The sequence below is a fragment of the Pantoea sp. PNA 14-12 genome, assembly GCF_004364735.1.
GTDB classification, from domain to species: Bacteria; Pseudomonadota; Gammaproteobacteria; order Enterobacterales; family Enterobacteriaceae; genus Pantoea; species Pantoea stewartii.
In genome coordinates, this window is sequence record NZ_SOAJ01000003.1 from 55,233 (window position 1) to 76,468 (window position 21,236).

Below are 21,236 nucleotides of genomic sequence, written 5' to 3' on the forward strand. Positions count from 1 at the left end.
ATGAAGGTAAAGCGCTAACCCGCACCCAGCTTTTATGTTTAAAAAACGGGGAAAACATACCGTTTGGCTAAGAGAAATCCTTATCAGAAACCACCTTTTACTTCAGGCAGCCTTAATTTCAGCAGAATCAGACTGCGCTTCGCTTATATTTACTGTTTAACAGCAGACATCAATAGCAGGCAGAAATAGTCATCAATTGTGCGCTACCGGATGAAAGTGTTAAGTATCAATAAACTGTTAATCTGAGATTATTCTGGGCCATTTTTATCTTTTTATGCGATTACGCATAATCTGACGATCGGCAAAACATTTCTCAGGACCAGTCGGTGCTAAGGAAATGTACGGAGAAATCAAAATATGATTACTGGGATTAAACGAAAAAGTGGAACAGCGGCAGTTTCTTTTAGACGAGCTAATGAAAAAAAAGGAAGGTCCAGTCTCATCGAAATGAGACTGGGGGGATAAAAGTGGTGTAGATTGAGAGACTTTTGCTGTTGTAAATCAATTTTACCGCAAAAAAGGAAGCGTAACCGCAAATCCATTCATTAATTACGGACTGGGCGAGGCGCGCCATCCTAATGTCCTGTTAAATGCTCTTCATCTCTTCTGGTAAGAACAAATCTCAGCGAGGTAGCTATCAAAAGCAATGCTCTCAGTATTAACGGTTTTCTGATCCCGTTGGGTAATGGTAAACACTACGGCTAATATCCAGCAAACGGCAGCTGCGGCGGGTGCCGACATCGAATGTGTCCTGCAGGAAGTTGACGGCCTGACGCTTCTCGTGCGTAGTAAAGAAGTTCTTCAGAACGCTTTGCAGCATCTCCTTGTCGGAATGAAGTGCGTGCAGTTCGCGCGTCAGTAACTGAACCTTTTCTTCCAGCTCCTTGATTTTTCTGCCTTCTTCCGAGGCTAACCCAGAAAACTTCTTCTTCCAGCTATAGAAGGTTGCCTCAGAGATGCCAAGCTCTTCACAAATCTCTTTAACCTTAACGCCCGATTCAGAAGCTTTAATGGCATTTGTGATTTGATCTTCGCTATATCGTGACTTTCTCATAAATGCTCTTACCTTTCTTATCAATTAATGGATGAGGATTACTTTATTAACCTTTGGTACTGTAAAAGTGTGTGGAATGCCGTGTTTAAATACGGACGTTAAATTACGTGGGTTAAATTAAGATATTTAGAATAAATATCATCATGGGATAAATCTTATTTTATTCTGATCGGGATGCCGCGCCTTCCTGGTATGGGTTTTTTGATATAAATTCATCGCACCCCAAAGATAAAAAATGACTGTAATTTGGCTGGTTGACGCCTCCGCATCCGTTTTATTCAGGAATGACGGTTTTTGTTAACATTAATGATTTCATTTTGAAATCGTTTCCAGTAGTCGGCATTCGTGCCAGATATAATCAGAATTCTCCTGAATTCTTTCATTAAAATATAATCGGATTCTCATTTTCGAGCCGGGTTGGCTTGATGATTATCATTTCGCTTTGAAATTTAAGCGCTTATTAATTCGCCCACGGATGGGCGTGCCGAAGCGGTAGATGTTGAGTATTACTAAGGAACAGTCGATGAAATTTAGCGTAATGTCTAATGCCGCCTGGATGATGTCTGAAAAGATTATCTCCGTCTTTGGCGTCATTTTCGTGACGTCTTACGTGGCTAAATCCTTTGGCCCAACCCTATTTGGGCAGATGGCGTTTTCAACATCGTTATTTGCCATGGTGCAAACCATAGCCCTATTTGGCACTGAAACTATTTTGTTTAAACGTGTCAGCAAAAATGCCACCAAAGGTTTGCGCTTAATGCGTATTGCACGTACTTTGCGTATGGTTTTATTACTTATTACCTCGGCACCAGTGTTAATTTGGGTCTGGTACAACATGCAGGAAAATTTCCTGGCATTTGCACTGGCTTCATTTGTTGCCTCTGTTTTTGTCACGCAGGATACGTTTAGCGTTTATAACAATGCACGTCTGGCATCAAAGCTGAATACCGTGGCGAATGCCGTCGGCATGCTGGTGAGTTTTGCGTTGAGTTTCACTATTGCCTGGCTACGCCTGAATCCGCTGTGGCTGACATTGTCAGTTATCACGGTAACGCTGGTGCCGTATGTCATTAAACGCTACTGCTTTTACCAGCAGCATCAGGAGCAATTTCCCCCGCGGGAAACACGCACCCTGTATTTGCGTTATCTGCTATATGCGGGCTTGCCATTGGCCATTTCCAGCATTTTTATTTCTGTCCAGGTCAAAACCGCGCAGATGTTTTTGGCCGGCATCGCCTCGGCGCGCGAGCTGGGTTTATTCGCTGCTGCCAATACGATTGCCGCATCCTGGATTTTTATTCCCGTGGCGCTGATTACCTCCTGTTTCAGCGAGATTTTTCGTGCGCGTGGAGACGAAGCCGTCAGGCTGACGGCCCGGCTCAATGGCTACGTGATGGCCGTGTCGCTGTTGATGTTGTTTATCGTCGCGTTGTGGGGTGAGCACATTATTGTGGCGTTATATGGCCCGGCCTACAGGCAGTCAGGCAACCTCATCACGCTGTTATCCCTGGCGACCAGTTTTTCGGCAATGGGAACCGTCGCGTACCGTTTTATGGTGAAAGAAGGGGGCTTTGATTATTTACTGAAGAAAATCATTTGTCTGGTGCTCATCAGCATCCCGCTTTCCTGGTGGCTAATTCAGGGCTACGGCATCATGGGGGCCGCCTGGAGCGTTTTTCTGTCTGAGCTCCTGTCCCTCACCGTCATGAATTACTTCTTTAAACGCGGCGTGATTCAAAAAATTCAGGTTTCCTCACTTAACTACAAAACCTACAAATGAGGTCAAATATGCTCAGGTTGAAGCAAGAGCTCAGAAGAAGTTTGCAGTACTTTATTAAGAAGATGCCCTGGACTTATCAGGATCGTATTTATTACTTCCGCAAGTTCAGAAAGCTCCCGAATCTGCGTGAGCCCAAGGTCTTTAACGAAAAAGTGCTGTATCGCAAGTTTATCCATGGTGATTACCAGCTGTATGCGCGCCTGTCCGATAAGTATTCGGTGCGCGACTATATTGCGGAAAAGATCGGTAATGACTATCTGATTCCGTTGCTCCACGACACCACCGATCCCACCACGTTGAATGATCTTACGCGCTGGCAGGGCACGGTTATCAAACCGAATCATGCTTCAAACATGGTAGAGATCGTGCTGGAAGAACCGGATGCGCTTCGTAAGCAGCAAATCATTCATAACTGCTATTCGTGGTTAAAAACCGATTTCGCCAACGAAGCGCGTGAGATCCACTATCGCTATATCAAGCCACGTATTCTGGTTGAGCAGTATATTGGTGACGGTAAAAGCGCGCCGGTTGATTACAAGTTTCATATGTTCAATAAGCGCGATGGCAATTTTGAGTATGTTCTTCAGGTCATCTACAACCGCTGTCAGCCTCAGCTTTCGATGAATTTTTACGTTAATAACCTCTCCGAGGCTTACCATAAAATTCGCGATACCGGCCTGGATGTTTCCCCGATCATGCCCTCACTGGAGCGGGCACTAGCCCTGAGCAAAACGCTGGCCAGTGACTTTGACTACGTGCGAGTCGACTGGTATATCCACGACCAGCACATCTATTTTGGTGAACTGACGTTTACGCCTGGCGCAGGCATGGTAACCGGACTGGATCGTGGCTTAGACAAGATGATGGGTGAAATGTGGATTCAGGAACGTTGCGGAACGCAGAGACCGGACGTTGACGTACAGGATGTCGCCATTCCTGTCATGTTGAAGAAAATTTGACTTTACACAGCAATATAAAAAACCCCGCTTTGCGGGGTTTTTTATTGGTCATTCAGGGCATTGGCCAGTTCGCAGGCGCACGGCTCATCATGTCAATGAACACTTCTTTAGAGACGCTCAAAAAATGGTGCACGTTTTCCATGCTTAGCGTGATGCCCATTAAACCGGTCACAAACCAGCACGACAGACCAACGCCCACGCCGCCACAGAGAAAGGCCATGACATGATGGCTGTCCTGGCGAAGGCGGGTTTTCAGTGTACTGGCGAAAAACATCATTACAGCGCTCAGCAATTCCCAGCGCATAACAAGAAAACTGGTGGTTAGGGTAGCCATCAATTTTGACCTCAAAATCGGAAAGGACGCCTGACTGTCTGCGAACATCACGTCGGCGGAAAAGTCTGTCAGGTGGGGCTCTTTCGTCGGCAACAAACGTCATAATGTGATGTGGGTCACATTATATCATCTGGTTCTCAATTTTTGTACAGAATTTGTTTGATTTGTCAGCGCAGTGTCAAGCCAGCGGAAGGGTAAAAAGAGGGGATAAAGCCGTGCGCCCGATCGGGCGCACGCGGGCTGTTAATTAAGCGGACAACATTCACCCGTTGTACGCTGCGTAAAGCTGCTCATCGTTTCCCCACAGTCAAAGCTCAGCAGGCGTGGACGCTGAACCGCCTGGCGACGCATGTAGTGGCGATACGCCGTAGGCGTCTGGGAAAACTGGCGGCGAAAGACCCGTGAGAAGGTCTGCTGCGAATCGTAGCCGTACTGCATCGCAATATCGAATACCGGACGCTGCGTCTGACGCAGCGCTTCTGCGGCCAGCGTCAGCCGGCGTTCGCGGATATAACCACCCAACGTCTGTTTCGTTACGCTACGGAACATACGTTGCAGGTGCCATTTCGAATAACCGGACTTCGCGGCCACCTCATCGATTGACAGGCTTTTATCCAGGTTCTGGTCAATCCAGTGGGTCAGTGAATGAATGATCTCTTCTTGTATCATGGCCTCATCCTTCTGGTGAATGTCCCCGTCACCGTGCATGCCGCAGTTTGTGAGGCTGATAATCAGCCTGCAGGGGGCGTGACGTCGTCAGGGCGGGTGTTGTTCTGATGGGAAAGGAGTATAATTCCTCAAGTTAACTTGAGGTAAAGTGCCAGATGAAAAAAGATCGCAATTATCCAAAACCGGTGCTGACACCGGGGGAAGTCGCGCGGCGAAGCGGCGTGGCCGTATCAGCGCTGCATTTTTATGAAAGCAAAGGGCTGATTTCCAGCACGCGCAATCCCGGCAATCAGCGGCGCTACAGCCGTGATGTCCTGCGCCGTGTGGCGATCATTAAAATCGCCCAGCGCATCGGCATTCCGCTCGCCAGCGTCAGCGACAGTCTGGAAAACATGCCTGCGGATAAACGCATGTCTGCGCAGGACTGGGGCAATCTGACGCAGCACTGGCGGGATGAACTGGATAAGCGCATCGAAACCCTGACGCGCCTGCGTAACGACCTGGATGGCTGCATTGGCTGCGGCTGTTTATCCATGCGTGACTGTCCGCTCCGTAACCCCGGTGATCGGCTGGGACAGCAGGGATCAGGTGCGGTCCTGCTGGATCCCGAGCAGGATGGTTCTCTGCACAAGGTGAAGTGACGTCTATACTGTCTGCATATTCATTCGCAGGGAATCATGATGATTACTGTTCACCATCTGGAACAATCTCGTTCGCACCGCGTGCTGTGGATGCTGGAAGAGCTGGAAGTGCCTTATCAGGTTAAACGTTACCAGCGTGAAGCCTCCATGCTGGCACCGGAAGCACTGAAAAAAGTGCATCCCTTAGGCAAATCGCCGGTTATCACAGATGGCAATCGGGTGGTGGCGGAGTCCGGGGCCATACTGGAATACCTCGAAGAAAAGTACGACAGCGAGAAGCGATTACAGCTTACCGACGAAGAGGCGCGCCTCCAGGCGCGTTACTGGTTACATTACGCTGAAGGTTCCCTGATGCCGCTGCTGGTCATGAAGCTGGTGTTTGGCCGGCTGGGCAGCGCGCCCGTGCCCTGGTTGCTGCGTCCCGTGGGTGCCGCGCTGGGGAAAGGCGTACAAAAAGCCTGGCTGGACAAACAGCTCCACGTCCACAGGCAAATGATCGAAGATCATCTCTCGGCCAATCCCTGGTTTGCCGGTCAACGATTCAGCATCGCCGATGTGCAAATGAGCTTTCCTGTTCTGGCGCTGAGCCAGCGCGCCGGCTTGCACAATGCGCCCGCCACGCAAAAATGGTTAACCACCGTTCAGCAGCGCGCCGCATGGCAACGGGCCATCCAGCAGGGCGGTGAACTCACTCTGCCGGGCTGAGGCGATGCGCTCTGATGACGCCGTCCGGCGTCATCTCTCTTCCACCAACATCCTCTTTCATCGACCGGCCACGCTGCCTGCAAGAATGTTACTGGCAGGTTTCCAGCACGTTCCTGATGTTACTAACCTGATCTTTATACGCAGTAATTCCCTCTGAACGGTTGAAAAGCGGCGGTTAAAGACCGGATAATCTGCCCCCTTCAGTCTGGTGGTGCTTGTTACACCCGTTCTGCGTGGCGAAGTAAACGTTTGCCTTTTGTCGGTTGCCCGTGGGTAAAGACATATTCAGGGAATGCAGAACGGTGACCGCGTGAATTACACAATAAAAATTTTTGAGGCTTAACTATGTCAATTGAATCACGCCCGACCAGTGGAAGACTGGATGCCTGGTTCGCCATTTCGGCCCGTGGCAGCAGCGTGCGACAGGAAATCCTGGCCGGGCTGACGACCTTTCTTGCCATGGTCTATTCGGTGATCGTGGTCCCCGGTATGCTGGGTAAAGCGGGGTTCTCTCCTACGGCGGTGTTTGTTGCCACCTGCCTGGTGGCAAGCTTCGGGTCAATCCTGATAGGGCTGTGGGCCAATTTACCCATGGCGATTGGCTGTGCAATCTCGTTGACGGCCTTTACAGCGTTCAGTCTTGTACTGGGTCAGCACATCAGCGTGCCGGTCGCGCTTGGCGCTGTGTTCCTCATGGGGCTGCTGTTTACGCTGATTTCCACCACCGGGATTCGGGCCTGGATCTTACGTAATTTGCCCATGGGCGTCGCACACGGTACGGGCATCGGGATTGGCCTGTTTTTACTGCTGATTGCCGCTGACAACGTGGGGCTGGTGGTCAGAAACCCTGGCTCAGGTTTACCGGTGGCGTTGGGGCACTTTACCTCCTTCCCCGTCCTCATGTCTTTGCTGGGACTGGCGGCGATTTTTGGTCTGGAGAAGCGCCGGGTGCCTGGCGGTATTTTGCTGACGGTCATCGTGATCTCTGCTCTCGGCCTGGCCTTCGATCCCGCCGTCCGCTGGCAAGGGCTGTTTGCGCTGCCGAGCCTGCGTGATGCGCAGGGGACATCGCTGTTTTTCAGCCTCGACATTATGGGCGCGTTGCAGCCTGCCGTCTTGCCCACCGTACTGGCGTTAGTGATGACGGCGGTATTTGATGCGACCGGTACGATTCGCGCCGTGGCCGGGCAGGCCAATTTACTCGATAAAGACGGGCAGATTATTAACGGCGGACGGGCACTGACCACGGATTCGCTGAGCAGCCTGTTTGCCGGACTGGTGGGCGCGTCGCCCGCCGCGGTATATATTGAATCGGCGGCCGGTACGGCGGCAGGCGGTAAAACCGGCCTGACGGCAATCGTCGTGGGTCTGCTGTTTCTGGTGATTCTGTTTATGTCTCCGCTGGCTTATCTGGTACCAACCTATGCGACGGCACCCGCCCTGATGTATGTCGGCCTGCTGATGCTGAGCAACGTCGCTAAAATCGACTTCGCCGACTTTGTCGATGCGATGTCGGGCCTGCTCACCGCAGTCATTATTGTCCTGACCTGTAACATTGTTACCGGCATCATGATCGGTTTTGCCACCCTTGTGGTTGGCCGACTGTTTGCCGGTGAATGGCGTAAGTTAAATATTGGCACGGTCGTGATTGCCGTTGCGCTGGTGGCTTTTTATGCCGGAGGCTGGGCGATCTGACTGTCTGACCGGACGTGCAGCCGCGCGTCCGGAATTTTCCGCTTTTTCCTCACCGAAGCACACGTAGCTTTTTCCGCGCTTGCCAGTTTGTTTTACACTTTATCTTCACGTTGATTCAAAGATAACAACCCGCCTAAGGAAAGCATGGAAATCTTTTTTACTATTTTGATCATGACGCTGGTGGTGTCGCTCTCTGGGGTCGCCGCGCGTATCTTGCCTTTTCAAATCCCGCTGCCGCTGGTGCAAATTGCCGTTGGTGCGCTGCTGGCCTGGCCCACGTTTGGGCTGCATGTGGATTTTGACCCGGAATTATTCCTCGTCCTGTTTATTCCGCCGCTGCTCTTTGCCGACGGCTGGAAAACACCGGTCAGCGAGTTTCTGCACTATGGCCGGGAAATCCTTGGCCTGGCGCTGGTACTGGTGTTGATCACCGTCGTCGGTATCGGCTACCTGATTTACTGGACCGTGCCGGGCATTCCGCTTATCCCTGCGTTTGCGCTGGCCGCCGTGCTCTCACCCACCGATGCCGTGGCCCTTTCTGGTATCGTCGGTGAAGGCCGCATTCCTAAGAAAATCATGGCGATTCTGCAGGGCGAAGCCTTGATGAACGATGCCTCTGGCCTGGTTTCACTGAAGTTCGCCGTCGCGGTCGCGATGGGCACCATGGTATTTAGCTGGGGCGGTGCCAGCGTAGAGTTCCTCAAGGTGGCGCTGGGCGGCCTGGTGGCTGGGGTTGCGGTCTGCTGGCTTTACGGGAAGTCGCTACGTGTGCTGAACCGCTGGAGCGGCAGTGATGACGCAGCCACACAAATTGTTCTGCTGTTACTGCTGCCTTTCGCCTCTTATCTGATTGCTGAGCACCTCGGCGTATCCGGGATCTTAGCCGCCGTCGCGGCCGGGATGACGATTACGCGCTCTGGCATTATTCGTCAGGCACCGCTGACGATGCGCCTGCGCGCCAACAGCGTCTGGCATATGCTGGAATTTGTGTTTAACGGCATGGTGTTCCTGATGCTGGGTCTGCAACTGCCCTCTATCCTGCAAAAATCCATCGCCGAGGCCAATGCGGATCCCAATGTGGATATCTGGATGATTTTTGCCGATATCGTGCTGGTCTATGCGGCGTTAATGGTGGTGCGCTTCGGCTGGTTGTGGATTATGCAGCGCTTCAGTAAACGGTTGCTGAAAAACAAGCCGTTAGTGTTCTCCTCGTACTCACTGCGTGAACTGTTGATCGCCTCCTTTGCGGGCGTGCGCGGTGCGATTACGCTGGCCGGTGTGCTGTCGATCCCGCTGTTTCTGAGCAACGGCAATCCTTTCCCGGCCCGTTACGAACTGGTGTTTATCGCGACCGGGGTGATTCTGTTCTCCCTGCTGGTCGGCGTCATTATTCTGCCCGTCCTGCTGCGCGGCGTCGAAACACTGGATAAAAATGCGCATCGCCATGAAATACAGCATGCGAAGGCGGTAATGGCGGGGGCGGCGATTGAGAGTCTGCAAAAAATGGAAGCCAGGCTCGAAAAAGAAACCGATGAAAACATCGATCCAGAGCTGTTAAAAGAGGTAAGCTTGCGCGTGACCGGGAATCTGCGCCGTCGCGCCGAGGGCAAAAATGACCTTGAACATGCCCTGTTTGCCGAAAATCTGGAGCGCCGCTTCCGTCTGACCGCGCTCCGTGCCGAGCGTGCGGAGGTCTATCACCTGCGTGCCACCAAGGCGATTTCGAACGAGACCATGCAAAAATTGCTGCACGATCTGGATCTGCTGGAAGCGCTGTTAATCGAGAAAGAGGCGTAACTCGCCGCCGCTTTCGGGCCCAGCCTGCTTCGCCGTGCGGCGGTGAGCTGGCGGGGCATCAGACAGACAGGCGGGGTGCATCATCGGGCCAGTGGGCCCGGCAACAGGCGATCCACGCCTGCGCACTGCGCGACAGATAACTTCCTTCCCGCCAAATCAGCCCCAGATGCCACTGAAGTTCAGACGCCAGCGGCAGCCACAGTAACGACTGCTTATCTAAACGCTGACAAATGGGTTCCGGCAGAATGGCCAGGCCCATCTCTGCCTGAACCATGGCGGCCAGAAAATCCCACTGCCCGCTTCGGACGGCAATCGTGGGCGTTATTCCCTGACGCTGAAACGCCTGCATCAACTGCCGGTTCAGTGAAAATTCTTCGTTAAAGATAAGCAGCGGATGCGCCGCCAGCTCAGAGAGTGAAAGCCGGGTGCGACGTAGCCAGGGCGCCTTACGCGGCAGCAACACACAGAGCGGATGGCGCATAAGGGATAAGGTGGCGAGGGGCAGTTCGGGATCGACCGGGAGCGCCGTCAGGGCGATATCCAGTGTTCCGGCCAGCACGGCTTCCTGCACCGTCAGCCCGCCAAATTCAGCAATGTTGAGTTCCACGCCCGGATAGCGGCGGCGAAACGCGGAGACGGAACCGGCAATCTGCATGCCCACCATTGGGGGAATACCGAGGCGCAACTGGCCGGTTTTCAGATCGTTAATATCGCCTATCTCTGCCTCAAGCTGATGAAACTCTTGCAGAATCGCCAGACCGCGTTGGTAGACCGCCTGACCGCTGTCCGTCAGATGCAGGCGGCGACCATCACGCAGAAGTAAGGCACAGCCCAGTTCCTCTTCTAACTGGCGCACCATTTTGCTGATTGTCGGCTGCGTCACGAACAACGCCTGTGCAGCCCGGGTAAAGCTTTGTTGGCGGACGACCTCGGTAAAGTAACGCAGGGCGCGAACGTCCATAACTATTCCCTTTTGGCATGATTTGGATAATTTTAATTCATTTCTTTCACCCCATGCAGCAAATCTATACTGGACGCATTCATTCCAGAGGGGAAAGACAAATGGCACTGGCCTTGCGTCGCCTGAACGTCAGCCACATAAACCGGCTGAGCGTGCCGGTACAACTGGCGCTCTACATCTCGCTGTTTATCGCCAGCGAACAGTTGGTGAACTGGCTGCACTTGCCGCTGCCAGCCAACGTGGTAGGCATGCTCCTGCTGCTGTTGCTTATCGCGCTGCGTATTTTACCCCTGCGCTGGGTAAAGGCCGGGGCAAGCTGGTTGCTGGCAGAGATGCTACTGTTTTTTATCCCGGCGGTGGTTGCGGTCATCAACTACGCGGACCTGCTGCAGGTGGACGGCTGGCGAATTTTTCTGGTGATTGCGGTCAGTACCACGCTGGTGCTGGCGGCAACGGCGCTGGTTGTGGACCGGCTTTATCGGTTTGAAGTGGCGCGCGCGGCGCGTAAGAAGAACAACGATGCCTGATTTGCCGATCAGCCTCCTGTGCGCGGCCGCCACGTTAGTGATCTACTACGTGAATAAACGGCTGTATCGCCGCTGGCCAACGCTGCTGCTGATGCCGTTGATCATGACGCCCATGATTCTGGTGCTGCTGTTGCTGGTCACCCATATCAGCTGGCAAAACTACATTGCCGAAAGTCACTGGTTGCTGTGGCTGTTGGGGCCCGCCACGCTGGCGTTTGCAGTGCCCGTGTACGAAAACATGGACGTGATAAAACGCCACTGGTTATCGCTCAGCGCCGGTGTGCTGACCGCCACCACGGTATCGGTGTGCAGCTCGGTGTGGCTGGCGCGTTTGCTGAGTTTGCCCGAAAGCCTGCAACGCAGCCTGGCGGTGCGCTCCATTACCACGCCTTTTGCCCTGGCGGCCGCCAAACCCATGGGCGCACAGCCCGATCTGGTGGCGCTGTTTGTGGTCATTACTGGCGTATTTGGCATGGCGGTCGGCGACGTCCTGTTTTTACGCATTGCTATCCAGCAAAGCGTGGCGAAAGGGGCTGGATTTGGGGCCGCCTCCCACGGTGCGGGCACCGCGCGGGCTTACCAGCTGGGCCAACAGGAAGGCGTCGTGTCCAGCCTGGTGATGATGTTATCCGGCGTGGTTACGGTGATTCTGGCACCGTTAATCGGGCACATTATGTGGGCACAGTAAGGCGGCAGACGGCACAACGGTGCCCGCCGTCACTGGCCAGCTGACAGACATGATTGTCATGAATGACATCACTTTTTACGTAAAGCTTTCCAAATAAAGTTGTCACCTCGTTTCAGACTGCTACCCTTGAGGCGGAATTATTGGACCCCTCATGGAGTAGAATCATGTTTAAACAACTTGTCACAGGAAGCGCGCTGAGCGTTATGTTGCTGAGCGGCGCTGCGCAGGCTATCGAAGGCAGCGTGGATGTGGGCGAGCACAGTACGAATCTCAATCTCGGACTGGGCACCACGTCACCGGGCCTGTTCCTGAATGGCAACTGGTTACGTAGCGATCATGACGGAAGCACCTACGGTGCAGGACTGGGTTACAACGTTGATGTTGGCGATTTGCGCCTGGCGCCAACCGCAAAGGCGATTTTTACCCATCCTGAAGACGGGAAAGACGGATTTGCGGTGGCGCTGGGCGGCAGCGCGCAGTACAACATCAACAGCATGTGGGGCTTATTCGGTCAGTACTATTACGCACCAGAAGGCCTGACTGACCACCTGGACAGCTACCAGGAGGCAAGCGGTGGTGTGAGCTTCACGCCTGTTTCTCTGCTTAACCTGCGCGTCGGTTATCAGTATATCGAGCTGAATAACAAAGGTGGCCGTAAAGATAACGTACTGGTCGACGGTCCGTACGTCGGCGCGTCACTGCGTTTCTGACAGCGGTCTGAGAAAAAGGGCAGCGACCTGGCGGTGGCTGCCCTTTTTTTATTGCAGGCACTACAGATTAGTGCGCTTTACCCTGCTCAATACCTGAACCCGTCTGGGAACGAATAAACTGTGCCCGGAAACGGGAGCGTTCTTCAGCACCCTGCGGTGAATGGTCGGTAATGGAAAACAGCCAGGTGCCAATAAAGGCGATGGCAATGGAGAACAGCGCCGGATATTCATAAGGGTAAATGGGGGAAGCATGTCCCAGCACCTGTACCCAGACCGTGGGTCCCAGGATCATCAGCACCACTGCCGTGATCAGCCCCAGCCAGCCGCCCACCATCGCACCTCGTGTGGTGAGCTTTGACCAGTACATGGACAGCAGGATAATCGGGAAGTTACAGCTGGCCGCGATCGAGAAGGCCAGTCCCACCATAAACGCGATGTTCTGCTTCTCAAACAGAATGCCCAGCGCGATGGCTACTGCGCCCAGCACCAGCACCGTAATTTTCGATACCCGCAGTTCGTCGCGCTCGCTGGCCTGGCCTTTACGGTAAACGCTGGCGTACAAATCATGCGACACCGCCGACGCGCCAGCCAGGGTCAGGCCCGCCACCACCGCCAGAATCGTGGCGAAAGCGACGGCGGAAATAAAGCCCAGGAAGGTGCTGCCGCCCACGGCGTTAGCCAGATGCACTGCCGCCATATTGGTGCCGCCAATCAGCGCACCCGAAGCATCTTTAAAGGCCGGGTTAGCTCCGACCAGTAAAATGGCACCGAATCCGATGATAAAGGTCAGGAAATAGAAGTAACCCATAAAGCCGGTGGCCCAGAAAACGCTTTTACGCGCCTCTTTCGCATCGGCGACGGTAAAGAAACGCATCAGGATATGCGGTAAGCCCGCCGTTCCAAACATCAGCCCCAGCCCCAGCGACAGGGCAGAGATCGGGTCTTTAACCAGCCCGCCAGGCTGCATAATGGCCGCCCCTTTCGGATGCACTGCCATCGCCTCAGTGAACAACGTATTAAAGCTGAAGCCGGTACTTTTCATCACCATAATCGCCATAAATGAGGCACCGAACAGCAGCAGAACGGCTTTGATGATCTGGACCCAGGTCGTCGCCAGCATCCCGCCAAACAGCACGTACAGCACCATCAAAATGCCCACCAGAATGACGGCGATATGATAGTTCAGACCAAACAGTAACTGAATCAGCTTACCGGCACCGACCATCTGCGCAATCAGGTAAAGCGCAACCACCACCAGTGAGCCGCAGGCGGACAGGGTGCGAATGGGCTTTTGTTTGAGGCGGTAAGAGGCAACATCGGCAAAGGTATACCGGCCCAGGTTACGCAGACGTTCAGCAATCAGGAACAGGATCATCGGCCAGCCGACCAGAAAACCGAGCGAATAGATTAAGCCGTCATAACCCGAGGTATAAACCAGCGCAGAAATCCCCAGAAAGGAGGCGGCAGACATAAAGTCACCGGCCATCGCCAGCCCATTCTGGAAGCCGGTAATATTGCCGCCCGCCGTATAATAATCGCTACGCGAGCGGGTTCGCTTTGACGCCCAGTAAGTAATACTCAGCGTCGCACCGACAAAAATGACAAACATCACAATGGCCTGATAATTAACGGCCTGCTTCTGCACCGCCCCGGTAATCGCATCGGCGGCCAGGGCGGAAAAGGGCAGGAGGGCGGCCAGCATCCACAGCATAAGACGCATCATGGTTTTACCTCGCTGAGGATAGCTTTTGTCAGGCGATCAAACTCGCCATTGGCGCGCCAGACATACACGCCGGTCAGTAAAAAGGAGATAACGATCAGGCCCACGCCAATCGGAATACCGCGCGTCACGTTGGTACCGGCATGCAGCGGCGTACCTAACCAGCCGGGAGCAAACGCAATCAGCAGAATAAAGCCGACATAGAGCACCAGCATGATTAGCGACAGCAGCAGGGCAAAGGACTGGCGCTTATGGACCAACTCCTGAAAGCGCGGATTCTTTTCAATTTGTTGGTAGATTCTTTCCTGTTCGGGCAGGGCATCGTTCATCACATTATCTCCAGAAGCTTGCAGGCGTGGACCTCACGCAACGGCGTGAATGCGTTATATTTTTTGTGACTACAGAAACACACTACGTAGGGAAGCGGTGGCGGAAAGCCTGATGCTTTCCGCCGGCGTGGTATTACGGCAGGGTGATGGATTGTTTCTCTTCAAGCAGTTTCTCAACGACGCCAGGATCGGCCAGCGTGGAGGTATCGCCTAAATTACTGGTATCGCCTGCGGCAATCTTGCGCAGAATACGGCGCATGATTTTGCCGGAACGGGTTTTTGGCAGCGAATCCGTCCAGTGCAGTACATCAGGCGTGGCAATCGGGCCAATCTCTTTACGCACCCAGTTACGGACCTCGGTGTAAAGCTCCGGTGAGGGCTCTTCCCCGTGATTCAGGGTGATATAGGCATAAATAGCCTGGCCCTTAATGCTGTGCGGAATACCTACTACGGCCGCTTCGGCAATTTTCGGATGCGACACCAGCGCGGATTCGATCTCGGCAGTGCCCAGGCGGTGCCCTGACACGTTCAGTACGTCATCCACACGGCCGGTAATCCAGTAGTAGCCGTCCTCATCACGTCGCGCGCCATCGCCGCTGAAATAGGCATTTTTAAACGTCGAGAAGTAGGTCTGCTCGAAACGTTCATGATCGCCAAACAGCGTGCGCGCCTGACCTGGCCAGGAATCCGTGATCACCAGATTACCTTCACAGGCGCCGTCCTGAGGATTGCCTTCGTTATCCACCAGGGCAGGCTGGACACCGAAGAACGGCGTGGTCGCCGAGCCGGGTTTCAGCACGGTGGCACCCGGCAACGGCGTAATCATGAAACCGCCGGTCTCTGTCTGCCACCAGGTATCGACAATCGGACACCGGCTGTTGCCGATTTTTTTGTGATACCACTCCCAGGCTTCCGGGTTAATGGGCTCGCCCACTGAACCCATGATACGCAGGCTGCTACGGTCGGTGCCCTCAATCGCTTTATCCCCTTCCGCCATCAGCGCGCGGATAGCGGTAGGCGCGGTATACAACAGGGTCACCTTGTGCTTATCAATCACCTGGCCCATGCGGGCTGGCGTCGGCCAGTTTGGCACGCCTTCAAACATCAGCGTCGTGGCCCCACAGGCCAGGGGACCATAGAGCAGATAGCTGTGGCCGGTGACCCAGCCCACGTCCGCCGTACACCAGTAAACGTCATCCTGATGATAATCAAAGACAAATTTAAAGGTCGTGGCGGCGTAAACCAGATAGCCCCCCGTGGTATGCAGTACGCCTTTAGGCTTACCGGTTGAACCGGAGGTGTAGAGAATAAACAGTGGATCTTCGGCCTGCATTTCGGCGGCAGAGTGGTTGGTGCTGGCGTTCTGCATCAGCTCATGCCAGTGCCGATCGCGTCCTTCAACCCAGCCGACATCTTTGCCGGTACGTTGAAAGACCACCACGTTTTTCACGCTGTTCACATTGGGATTTTTTAATGCATCATCCACATTTTTCTTCAGTGGAATCGTGCGGCCCGCACGTACGCCTTCGTCGGCTGTCACAATCAATGATGCGCTGGAGTCGATCACCCGGCCCGCGACGGCTTCCGGTGAGAAGCCGCCGAAAATGACGGAGTGCACCGCCCCGATGCGAGCACAGGCCAGCATCGCGACGGCGGCCTCGGGCACCATGGGCATATAAATCGCCACAACGTCGCCTTTTTTGACGCCAAGCAGTTCCAGCACATTGGCAAAGCGGCACACATCAGCATGCAGCTGACGGAAGGTCAGGGTTTTGCTTTCACTGGCATCGTCGCCTTCCCAGATAATGGCGGGATGATCGCCCCGGGTAGCCAGATGGCGATCCAGGCAGTTGGCGGCCAGATTGAGCGTGCCGTCTTCATACCAACGAATTGAAATATTGCCTGGCGCAAATGAGGTGTTTTTGACTTTGCTGTAAGGTTTTATCCAGTCGAGGATTTTACCTTGTTCCCCCCAGAAGGTTTCTGGATCGGTAACAGACTGCTGGTACATCGCCTGATACTGTTCGGCCGTAATCAGCGCGGTTGCTGCGATATTTTCTGGAACAGGATAGTTATGATTTTGGCTCATGGCGATTCTCCTTGAAGATGTTAATCATATGTCAATCAATAGTTAAGTGAAGCGGAGCAACAAGATTTGTTTCTTTTTTGCGCCATAGATCACGCGTTAACCTTGTTGACATAAAAACGTCGCAAAAGAATGAAAAACGCGCTAACGCCATGCAAAGGATAGGGATTTAGATTGCAACATTTTGTGTCTTGCGCTGTTTAAAAAAGCAGCGAACGAACCGCGTAGTGTTTGCCCACAATCTGAATAGCTATGCGAAAACTTATCGAAAGTTTACTTTTCATAACAGCAGGTTAGGAATAAATAACCGTATCAGCATTTTATGCTTAAGAGATGGTTAAGTTTTAATCGAAGCCACCAAGGGTTGCATTTACTGCAGCGAAAATGGTACTTATCTCGCCCCTGATAATCAGGTATCAACTCAGACCGCGTCTGAAATGGGTTTAGAAATCATCGCATCGCAATGCGGGACGCTGTCTAAAACACCCTCTACTTTACCGGGCTTTTTGCTCACTTCCCTGTGTGTATTGTCTTCTGCACCTTCGCAGTAGAGAGAAACGGGTTTTGACTGAGGAAATTACGCGTTATGAAAGGTTTTAAAATCAGCCTTGCGTGGCAGATTCTGATAGCACTGGTGCTCGGCATCATCGTGGGTGCCGTATTGCATAATCAGCCAGATGATCGTGAATGGTTAGTCAATAATATTCTCAGCCCGGCGGGCGATATCTTTATTCACCTGATAAAGATGATTGTCGTGCCTATCGTGATTTCATCCCTGATTGTCGGTATAGCCGGTGTTGGTGATGCGAAAAAGCTGGGTCGTATTGGTCTCAAAACCATTGTGTACTTTGAAGTGATTACCACCGTTGCCATTGTGGTCGGGATTACCCTGGCAAATGTGTTTAAGCCCGGCACTGGCATTGATATGTCTACGCTGGCAACGGTGGACATCTCTAAATATGAAGCCACGACGGCGCAGGTACAAGAAGGGACGCACAGTCTGGTTGCGACCATCCTTTCTTTGATCCCGCAGAACATCTTTGCCGCGATGGCGAAGGGTGAAATGCTGCCGATTATTTTCTTCTCAGTCCTGTTTGGTCTGGGGCTGTCGGCCCTGCCCTCCGAACAGCGCGATCCGCTGGTCAACCTGTTCCGCGGCGTGTCTGAAACCATGTTTAAAGTGACGCATATGATCATGCGCTACGCGCCAGTGGGCGTGTTTGCTTTGATCGCCGTGACGATTGCTAACTTTGGTTTTGCCTCGCTGTGGCCACTCGCGAAGCTGGTGTTGCTGGTCTATGTCGCTATCCTGTTCTTTGCGTTTGTGGTGCTGGGGGCGGTAGCACGCTTCTGCAAACTGCGCATTACTACGCTGATGCGCATTTTAAAAGACGAGCTGATCCTGTCCTACTCGACCTCCAGTTCTGAAACCGTGCTGCCACGCATCATGGAGAAGATGGAAGCTTACGGTGCACCAAAAGCCATCACCAGCTTCGTCGTGCCCACCGGCTACTCGTTTAACCTGGATGGTTCAACGTTATACCAAAGTATCGCCGCGATTTTCATCGCGCAGCTGTACGGTATCGACCTGTCACTGACTGATGAAATCATCCTGGTGCTGACGCTGATGGTGACCTCTAAAGGGATTGCAGGCGTGCCAGGCGTTTCGTTTGTCGTCCTGCTGGCGACGCTTGGCAGCGTCGGTATTCCGCTGGAAGGACTGGCGTTTATTGCTGGCGTTGACCGCATCATGGATATGGCCCGTACCGCGCTGAATGTCGTGGGTAACGCCCTGGCGGTGCTGGTGATTGCCCGCTGGGAAAACCAGTTCGATGCAGAGCAGGCGAAAGCGTATGAATTGCAGTTACGGACGCAAACCGCGCCTTAATGCGGATTAGCAAATCAAAGGCTCAACGATGGTTGGGCCTTTTTTTTATTCTGTCTGGCTGCACCGCTCACGGCGCCACAAAAAAGCAGCTGGAAAGGATGAATTTTTCATTCGCTGTGTTAAAAATATCCAGAATAAATTATTCCTGTGGAGAACAAGCGTGAAAATTGATCTCAGTCAGATGGTCACGGAAGGGCGCAATCCGGCCAGCCTGAATATTGACGAAATGAGCACGGAAGCGATGCTTCGCGTCATTAATGATGAAGATAAAAAAGTTGCGCTGGCCGTTGAGGCTATTGTGCCGGCTATCGCCCGCGCTGTGGATATTATCTGCGCCGCCTTTCAGGCCGGTGGGCGACTGATATACGTGGGCGCGGGCACCTCCGGCCGCCTGGGGATCCTGGATGCAAGTGAATGCCCACCAACTTTTGGCACACCGCGTGAGCAGGTAACTGGCCTGATTGCCGGGGGCCATCAGGCCATTTTGCAGGCGGTGGAAAACGCTGAAGATAATGTGGCGCAAGGCGCGCAGGATCTGAAAGATATCCACTTCAGCCAGCAGGACGTGCTGGTGGGCATCGCCGCCAGTGGACGCACGCCTTATGTTCTGGGCGCGCTCGATTACGCCCGGCAATGTGGGGCGACGACGGTTGCGCTGACCTGTAATCCGCACAGCGAAATGGCCGACTTCGCCGATATTGCCCTGACGCCCGTGGTCGGGCCTGAAGTGGTGACGGGGTCATCACGCATGAAGGCGGGGACCGCACAGAAGCTGGTCCTGAATATGCTGACGACCGGCGCGATGATTCGTACAGGCAAAGTCTTCGGCAATCTGATGGTGGACGTTGAAGCCACGAACCAGAAGCTGGTACAGCGCCAGGTCAATATTGTGATGCAGGCTACTGATTGTGATGAAGCCTGCGCCAGTGCCGCCCTGGCGGCCTGCGGCGGGCACTGCAAAACCGCCATTCTCATGGTGCTGGCGGAACTGAGTGCTGATGAGGCAAAAACGTTGCTGACCCAACATCAGGGCTTTATTCGTCGGGCGCTACAGGCTGCGGGAGCACGCTGATGGCGGACGTGACCGATTCACTTCTGCACGCTATCGTGCAGGCAGCAGGCGGCGCAGACAATATTGCCGTTTGCGGCCATTGTATGACCCGTTTACGCCTGACGCTGAAGCAGAATCAGGCTGACATCGCCCGGCTGAAAGGTTTGCCTGGCGTGCTGGGTGTCATCAAGGGTGACGATCAACTGCAGATCGTGCTCGGTCCCGGCAAGGCGCAAACGGCGGCGGAACGGATGCATTTGCTGCTTTCACAGGGGGCACCGAATCTGCAACAGGTGGCTGCGCAACAAAAACAGCAGATAAAGGCCAGACAGACCCGCGCAGTGCATCAGTTTCTGGCACGTTTCGCCACCCTTTTCACACCGCTCATCCCCAGCTTTATCGCCGCAGGTTTACTGCTGGGATTCGCCACGCTGATTGAGCAAAGCCTGCACCTCAGCACGCCGGGCGCACATCCTGCAGGCTTACTGCACACCGTGGCCTATATGAAAGTGTTCAGTAAAGGGTTATTCACCTTTCTCAGCATCCTGATTGGCTATAACGCGCAAAAAGCCTTTGGCGGCACCGGCGTAAACGGGGCCATTATCGCCTCGCTGTTTCTTCTGGGCTATGTGCCCGATGCGAAGGTCGGCTATTACAGCGGCATGGACAGCTTTTTTGGTCTGGCTATCGATCCGCGTGGCAACATTATCGGTGTGCTGCTGGCCGCGATGTTTGGTGGCTGGCTTGAAAGGCAGTTGCGCAAGGTCATCCCGGATAACCTGGATATGATTCTTACCGCCCTGTTAACCTTATTAATCACGGGCGCGCTGACTTATCTGCTCATCATGCCGCTCGGCGGCGAGCTGTTTAAGGGAATGTCGTGGTTGTTTATCCACCTCAATAACAACCCCTTCGGCTGCGCCCTGCTGGCTGGGCTGTTTTTGAACGCCGTGATGTTTGGCATTCATCAGGGGTTTATTCCGGTCTATTTTGCGCTGATGGAAACCCAGGGATTTAATTCACTGTTCCCTGTTCTGGCTATGGCCGGTGCCGGTCAGGTGGGGGCCGCACTGGCGCTCTGGTGTAAAGCGGAAAAAGGCGCGTTGTTGCGCACCCAGATAAAAGGCGCCATCGTGCCCGGCTTGCTGGGCGTGGGTGAACCGCTGATTTATGGCGTCACGCTACCGCGGCTCAAACCCTTTATCACGGCCTGCGGCGGCGGGGCAGTGGGCGGATTTTTTATCGGTCTGGTGGCCTGGCTGGGGCTGCCGGTCGGCATGAATACGGTGTTTGGTCCTTCGGGTCTGGTCACGCTTCCGTTAATGACCTCGCATCAGGGCATTTTTGCTGGCATGGCCGTGTACCTGGGAGGTTTGATCGTGGCCTGGGTCAGTGGCTTTGTACTGACGTGGTGGTTTGGCTTACGGGATGTCCATTTAAGCTGAATCCATAAGGAATGCGCTATTAACCCGTCAAGCGGTACGGTAAGACGTTAGTCTCACTGCGGATGTCACGCGCCGGGCGCGGGTGGGATGGTGCTGCGCGCTAATCAGTTGCGTTAAAGTAAATCGTTAAAATGTAATGGGTTAAAAATCCCCGTGAGTAAACGAAGCCGCTACTGAGCGGCTTTTTTAATGCAATA

Annotated in this window: 19 protein-coding genes; 12 read left to right on the forward strand and 7 right to left on the reverse strand. The window is 53.6% G+C overall.

Translation table 11 applies throughout. The features are described from left to right. Positions 1–658: 658 nt before the first annotated feature. Positions 659–1,054 carry a transposase gene (locus C7434_RS11410; protein ID WP_033738988.1) on the reverse strand — a complete coding sequence of 132 codons (396 nt, stop codon included), beginning with the start codon at positions 1,052–1,054 and terminating at the stop codon, positions 659–661. A 523-nt stretch (positions 1,055–1,577) separates the two neighbouring features. On the opposite strand from C7434_RS11410, the gene C7434_RS11415 reads away from it, so the two are divergent. Together C7434_RS11415 and C7434_RS11420 are read left to right on the forward strand one after the other, a co-directional pair. Further along, the gene (locus tag C7434_RS11415) at positions 1,578–2,834 is read left to right on the forward strand and encodes an oligosaccharide flippase family protein (protein WP_033738990.1); all 1,257 of its coding nucleotides are present in this window, start codon (positions 1,578–1,580) and stop codon (positions 2,832–2,834) included. 8 nt (positions 2,835–2,842) lie between these two features. Beyond that, positions 2,843–3,793, forward strand: a complete 951-nt coding sequence (locus C7434_RS11420) for an ATP-grasp fold amidoligase family protein (protein WP_133745484.1) — start codon at positions 2,843–2,845, stop codon at positions 3,791–3,793. Positions 3,794–3,845: 52 nt separating this feature from the next. Here C7434_RS11420 and C7434_RS11425 read toward each other — a convergent pair whose 3' ends face one another. Together C7434_RS11425 and soxS are read right to left on the reverse strand one after the other, a co-directional pair. Continuing rightward, on the reverse strand, positions 3,846–4,127 hold the full coding sequence (locus tag C7434_RS11425; RefSeq protein WP_006121568.1) for a YjcB family protein: 282 nt from the start codon (positions 4,125–4,127) through the stop codon (positions 3,846–3,848). Between the two features lie 243 nt (positions 4,128–4,370). Continuing rightward, positions 4,371–4,796, reverse strand: a complete 426-nt coding sequence (soxS, locus tag C7434_RS11430) for a superoxide response transcriptional regulator SoxS (RefSeq protein ID WP_006121570.1) — start codon at positions 4,794–4,796, stop codon at positions 4,371–4,373. A 155-nt stretch (positions 4,797–4,951) separates the two neighbouring features. On the opposite strand from soxS, the gene soxR reads away from it, so the two are divergent. The 4 genes from soxR (at position 4,952) to C7434_RS11450 (ending at position 9,634) form a co-directional block, all read left to right on the forward strand. Beyond that, the gene (soxR, locus tag C7434_RS11435; RefSeq protein ID WP_006121571.1) at positions 4,952–5,437 is read left to right on the forward strand and encodes a redox-sensitive transcriptional activator SoxR; all 486 of its coding nucleotides are present in this window, start codon (positions 4,952–4,954) and stop codon (positions 5,435–5,437) included. Between the two features lie 39 nt (positions 5,438–5,476). Next, entirely contained in the window at positions 5,477–6,142 is a 666-nt protein-coding gene (locus tag C7434_RS11440) for a glutathione S-transferase (RefSeq protein WP_033738991.1), read from the forward strand. A 345-nt stretch (positions 6,143–6,487) separates the two neighbouring features. Continuing rightward, on the forward strand, positions 6,488–7,837 hold the full coding sequence (locus C7434_RS11445) for an NCS2 family permease (protein ID WP_033738992.1): 1,350 nt from the start codon (positions 6,488–6,490) through the stop codon (positions 7,835–7,837). 144 nt (positions 7,838–7,981) lie between these two features. Next, positions 7,982–9,634, forward strand: coding sequence for a Na+/H+ antiporter (locus tag C7434_RS11450; RefSeq protein ID WP_033738994.1), 1,653 nt, complete (start codon positions 7,982–7,984; stop codon positions 9,632–9,634). A 58-nt stretch (positions 9,635–9,692) separates the two neighbouring features. Here C7434_RS11450 and C7434_RS11455 read toward each other — a convergent pair whose 3' ends face one another. Next, positions 9,693–10,595: a LysR family transcriptional regulator gene (locus C7434_RS11455; protein ID WP_039339057.1), complete on the reverse strand. Its 903-nt coding sequence runs from the start codon at positions 10,593–10,595 to the stop codon at positions 9,693–9,695. 101 nt (positions 10,596–10,696) lie between these two features. On the opposite strand from C7434_RS11455, the gene C7434_RS11460 reads away from it, so the two are divergent. The 3 genes from C7434_RS11460 (at position 10,697) to C7434_RS11470 (ending at position 12,520) form a co-directional block, all read left to right on the forward strand. Continuing rightward, on the forward strand, positions 10,697–11,122 hold the full coding sequence (locus tag C7434_RS11460; RefSeq protein ID WP_039339056.1) for a CidA/LrgA family protein: 426 nt from the start codon (positions 10,697–10,699) through the stop codon (positions 11,120–11,122). Continuing rightward, the gene (locus C7434_RS11465) at positions 11,115–11,810 is read left to right on the forward strand and encodes an LrgB family protein (protein ID WP_033738999.1); all 696 of its coding nucleotides are present in this window, start codon (positions 11,115–11,117) and stop codon (positions 11,808–11,810) included. Before C7434_RS11460 ends, C7434_RS11465 begins: the two co-directional genes overlap by 8 nt. A gap of 164 nt (positions 11,811–11,974) precedes the next feature. Then, complete coding sequence (locus C7434_RS11470) at positions 11,975–12,520, forward strand: YfaZ family outer membrane protein (protein ID WP_006121584.1); 546 nt, start codon at positions 11,975–11,977, stop codon at positions 12,518–12,520. 67 nt (positions 12,521–12,587) lie between these two features. Here C7434_RS11470 and actP read toward each other — a convergent pair whose 3' ends face one another. The 3 genes from actP to acs all read right to left on the reverse strand — a co-directional run bounded on the left by actP (position 12,588) and on the right by acs (position 16,658). After that, positions 12,588–14,240 (reverse strand): cation/acetate symporter ActP, encoded by a 1,653-nt coding sequence (gene actP, locus C7434_RS11475; protein ID WP_039339123.1) that lies wholly within the window; start codon positions 14,238–14,240, stop codon positions 12,588–12,590. Further along, the gene (locus C7434_RS11480) at positions 14,240–14,569 is read right to left on the reverse strand and encodes a DUF485 domain-containing protein (protein WP_054688417.1); all 330 of its coding nucleotides are present in this window, start codon (positions 14,567–14,569) and stop codon (positions 14,240–14,242) included. Before C7434_RS11480 ends, actP begins: the two co-directional genes overlap by 1 nt. A gap of 133 nt (positions 14,570–14,702) precedes the next feature. Continuing rightward, entirely contained in the window at positions 14,703–16,658 is a 1,956-nt protein-coding gene (gene acs / locus C7434_RS11485; RefSeq protein ID WP_110268077.1) for an acetate--CoA ligase, read from the reverse strand. Positions 16,659–17,241: 583 nt separating this feature from the next. Here acs and gltP point away from each other — a divergent pair. From gltP to murP, 3 genes are all read left to right on the forward strand, one after another. Continuing rightward, complete coding sequence (gene gltP, locus C7434_RS11490) at positions 17,242–18,543, forward strand: glutamate/aspartate:proton symporter GltP (RefSeq protein WP_006121589.1); 1,302 nt, start codon at positions 17,242–17,244, stop codon at positions 18,541–18,543. 160 nt (positions 18,544–18,703) lie between these two features. Next, complete coding sequence (gene murQ, locus C7434_RS11495; protein ID WP_110268106.1) at positions 18,704–19,615, forward strand: N-acetylmuramic acid 6-phosphate etherase; 912 nt, start codon at positions 18,704–18,706, stop codon at positions 19,613–19,615. Then, positions 19,615–21,039, forward strand: a complete 1,425-nt coding sequence (murP, locus tag C7434_RS11500) for a PTS N-acetylmuramic acid transporter subunit IIBC (protein WP_133745485.1) — start codon at positions 19,615–19,617, stop codon at positions 21,037–21,039. Before murQ ends, murP begins: the two co-directional genes overlap by 1 nt. Positions 21,040–21,236: the final 197 nt, after the last annotated feature.

Excerpts from the sequence above, each read along its gene's own strand:
- C7434_RS11410 (WP_033738988.1), bottom strand. The coding sequence starts at position 1,054 with ATGAGAAAGTCACGATATAGCGAAGATCAAATCACAAATGCCATTAAA.
- C7434_RS11415 (WP_033738990.1), top strand. The coding sequence starts at position 1,578 with ATGAAATTTAGCGTAATGTCTAATGCCGCCTGGATGATGTCTGAAAAG.
- C7434_RS11420 (WP_133745484.1), top strand. The coding sequence starts at position 2,843 with ATGCTCAGGTTGAAGCAAGAGCTCAGAAGAAGTTTGCAGTACTTTATT.
- C7434_RS11425 (WP_006121568.1), bottom strand. The coding sequence starts at position 4,127 with ATGGCTACCCTAACCACCAGTTTTCTTGTTATGCGCTGGGAATTGCTG.
- soxS (WP_006121570.1), bottom strand. The coding sequence starts at position 4,796 with ATGATACAAGAAGAGATCATTCATTCACTGACCCACTGGATTGACCAG.
- soxR (WP_006121571.1), top strand. The coding sequence starts at position 4,952 with ATGAAAAAAGATCGCAATTATCCAAAACCGGTGCTGACACCGGGGGAA.
- C7434_RS11440 (WP_033738991.1), top strand. The coding sequence starts at position 5,477 with ATGATTACTGTTCACCATCTGGAACAATCTCGTTCGCACCGCGTGCTG.
- C7434_RS11445 (WP_033738992.1), top strand. The coding sequence starts at position 6,488 with ATGTCAATTGAATCACGCCCGACCAGTGGAAGACTGGATGCCTGGTTC.
- C7434_RS11450 (WP_033738994.1), top strand. The coding sequence starts at position 7,982 with ATGGAAATCTTTTTTACTATTTTGATCATGACGCTGGTGGTGTCGCTC.
- C7434_RS11455 (WP_039339057.1), bottom strand. The coding sequence starts at position 10,595 with ATGGACGTTCGCGCCCTGCGTTACTTTACCGAGGTCGTCCGCCAACAA.
- C7434_RS11460 (WP_039339056.1), top strand. The coding sequence starts at position 10,697 with ATGGCACTGGCCTTGCGTCGCCTGAACGTCAGCCACATAAACCGGCTG.
- C7434_RS11465 (WP_033738999.1), top strand. The coding sequence starts at position 11,115 with ATGCCTGATTTGCCGATCAGCCTCCTGTGCGCGGCCGCCACGTTAGTG.
- C7434_RS11470 (WP_006121584.1), top strand. The coding sequence starts at position 11,975 with ATGTTTAAACAACTTGTCACAGGAAGCGCGCTGAGCGTTATGTTGCTG.
- actP (WP_039339123.1), bottom strand. The coding sequence starts at position 14,240 with ATGCGTCTTATGCTGTGGATGCTGGCCGCCCTCCTGCCCTTTTCCGCC.
- C7434_RS11480 (WP_054688417.1), bottom strand. The coding sequence starts at position 14,569 with ATGAACGATGCCCTGCCCGAACAGGAAAGAATCTACCAACAAATTGAA.
- acs (WP_110268077.1), bottom strand. The coding sequence starts at position 16,658 with ATGAGCCAAAATCATAACTATCCTGTTCCAGAAAATATCGCAGCAACC.
- gltP (WP_006121589.1), top strand. The coding sequence starts at position 17,242 with ATGAAAGGTTTTAAAATCAGCCTTGCGTGGCAGATTCTGATAGCACTG.
- murP (WP_133745485.1), top strand. The coding sequence starts at position 19,615 with ATGGCGGACGTGACCGATTCACTTCTGCACGCTATCGTGCAGGCAGCA.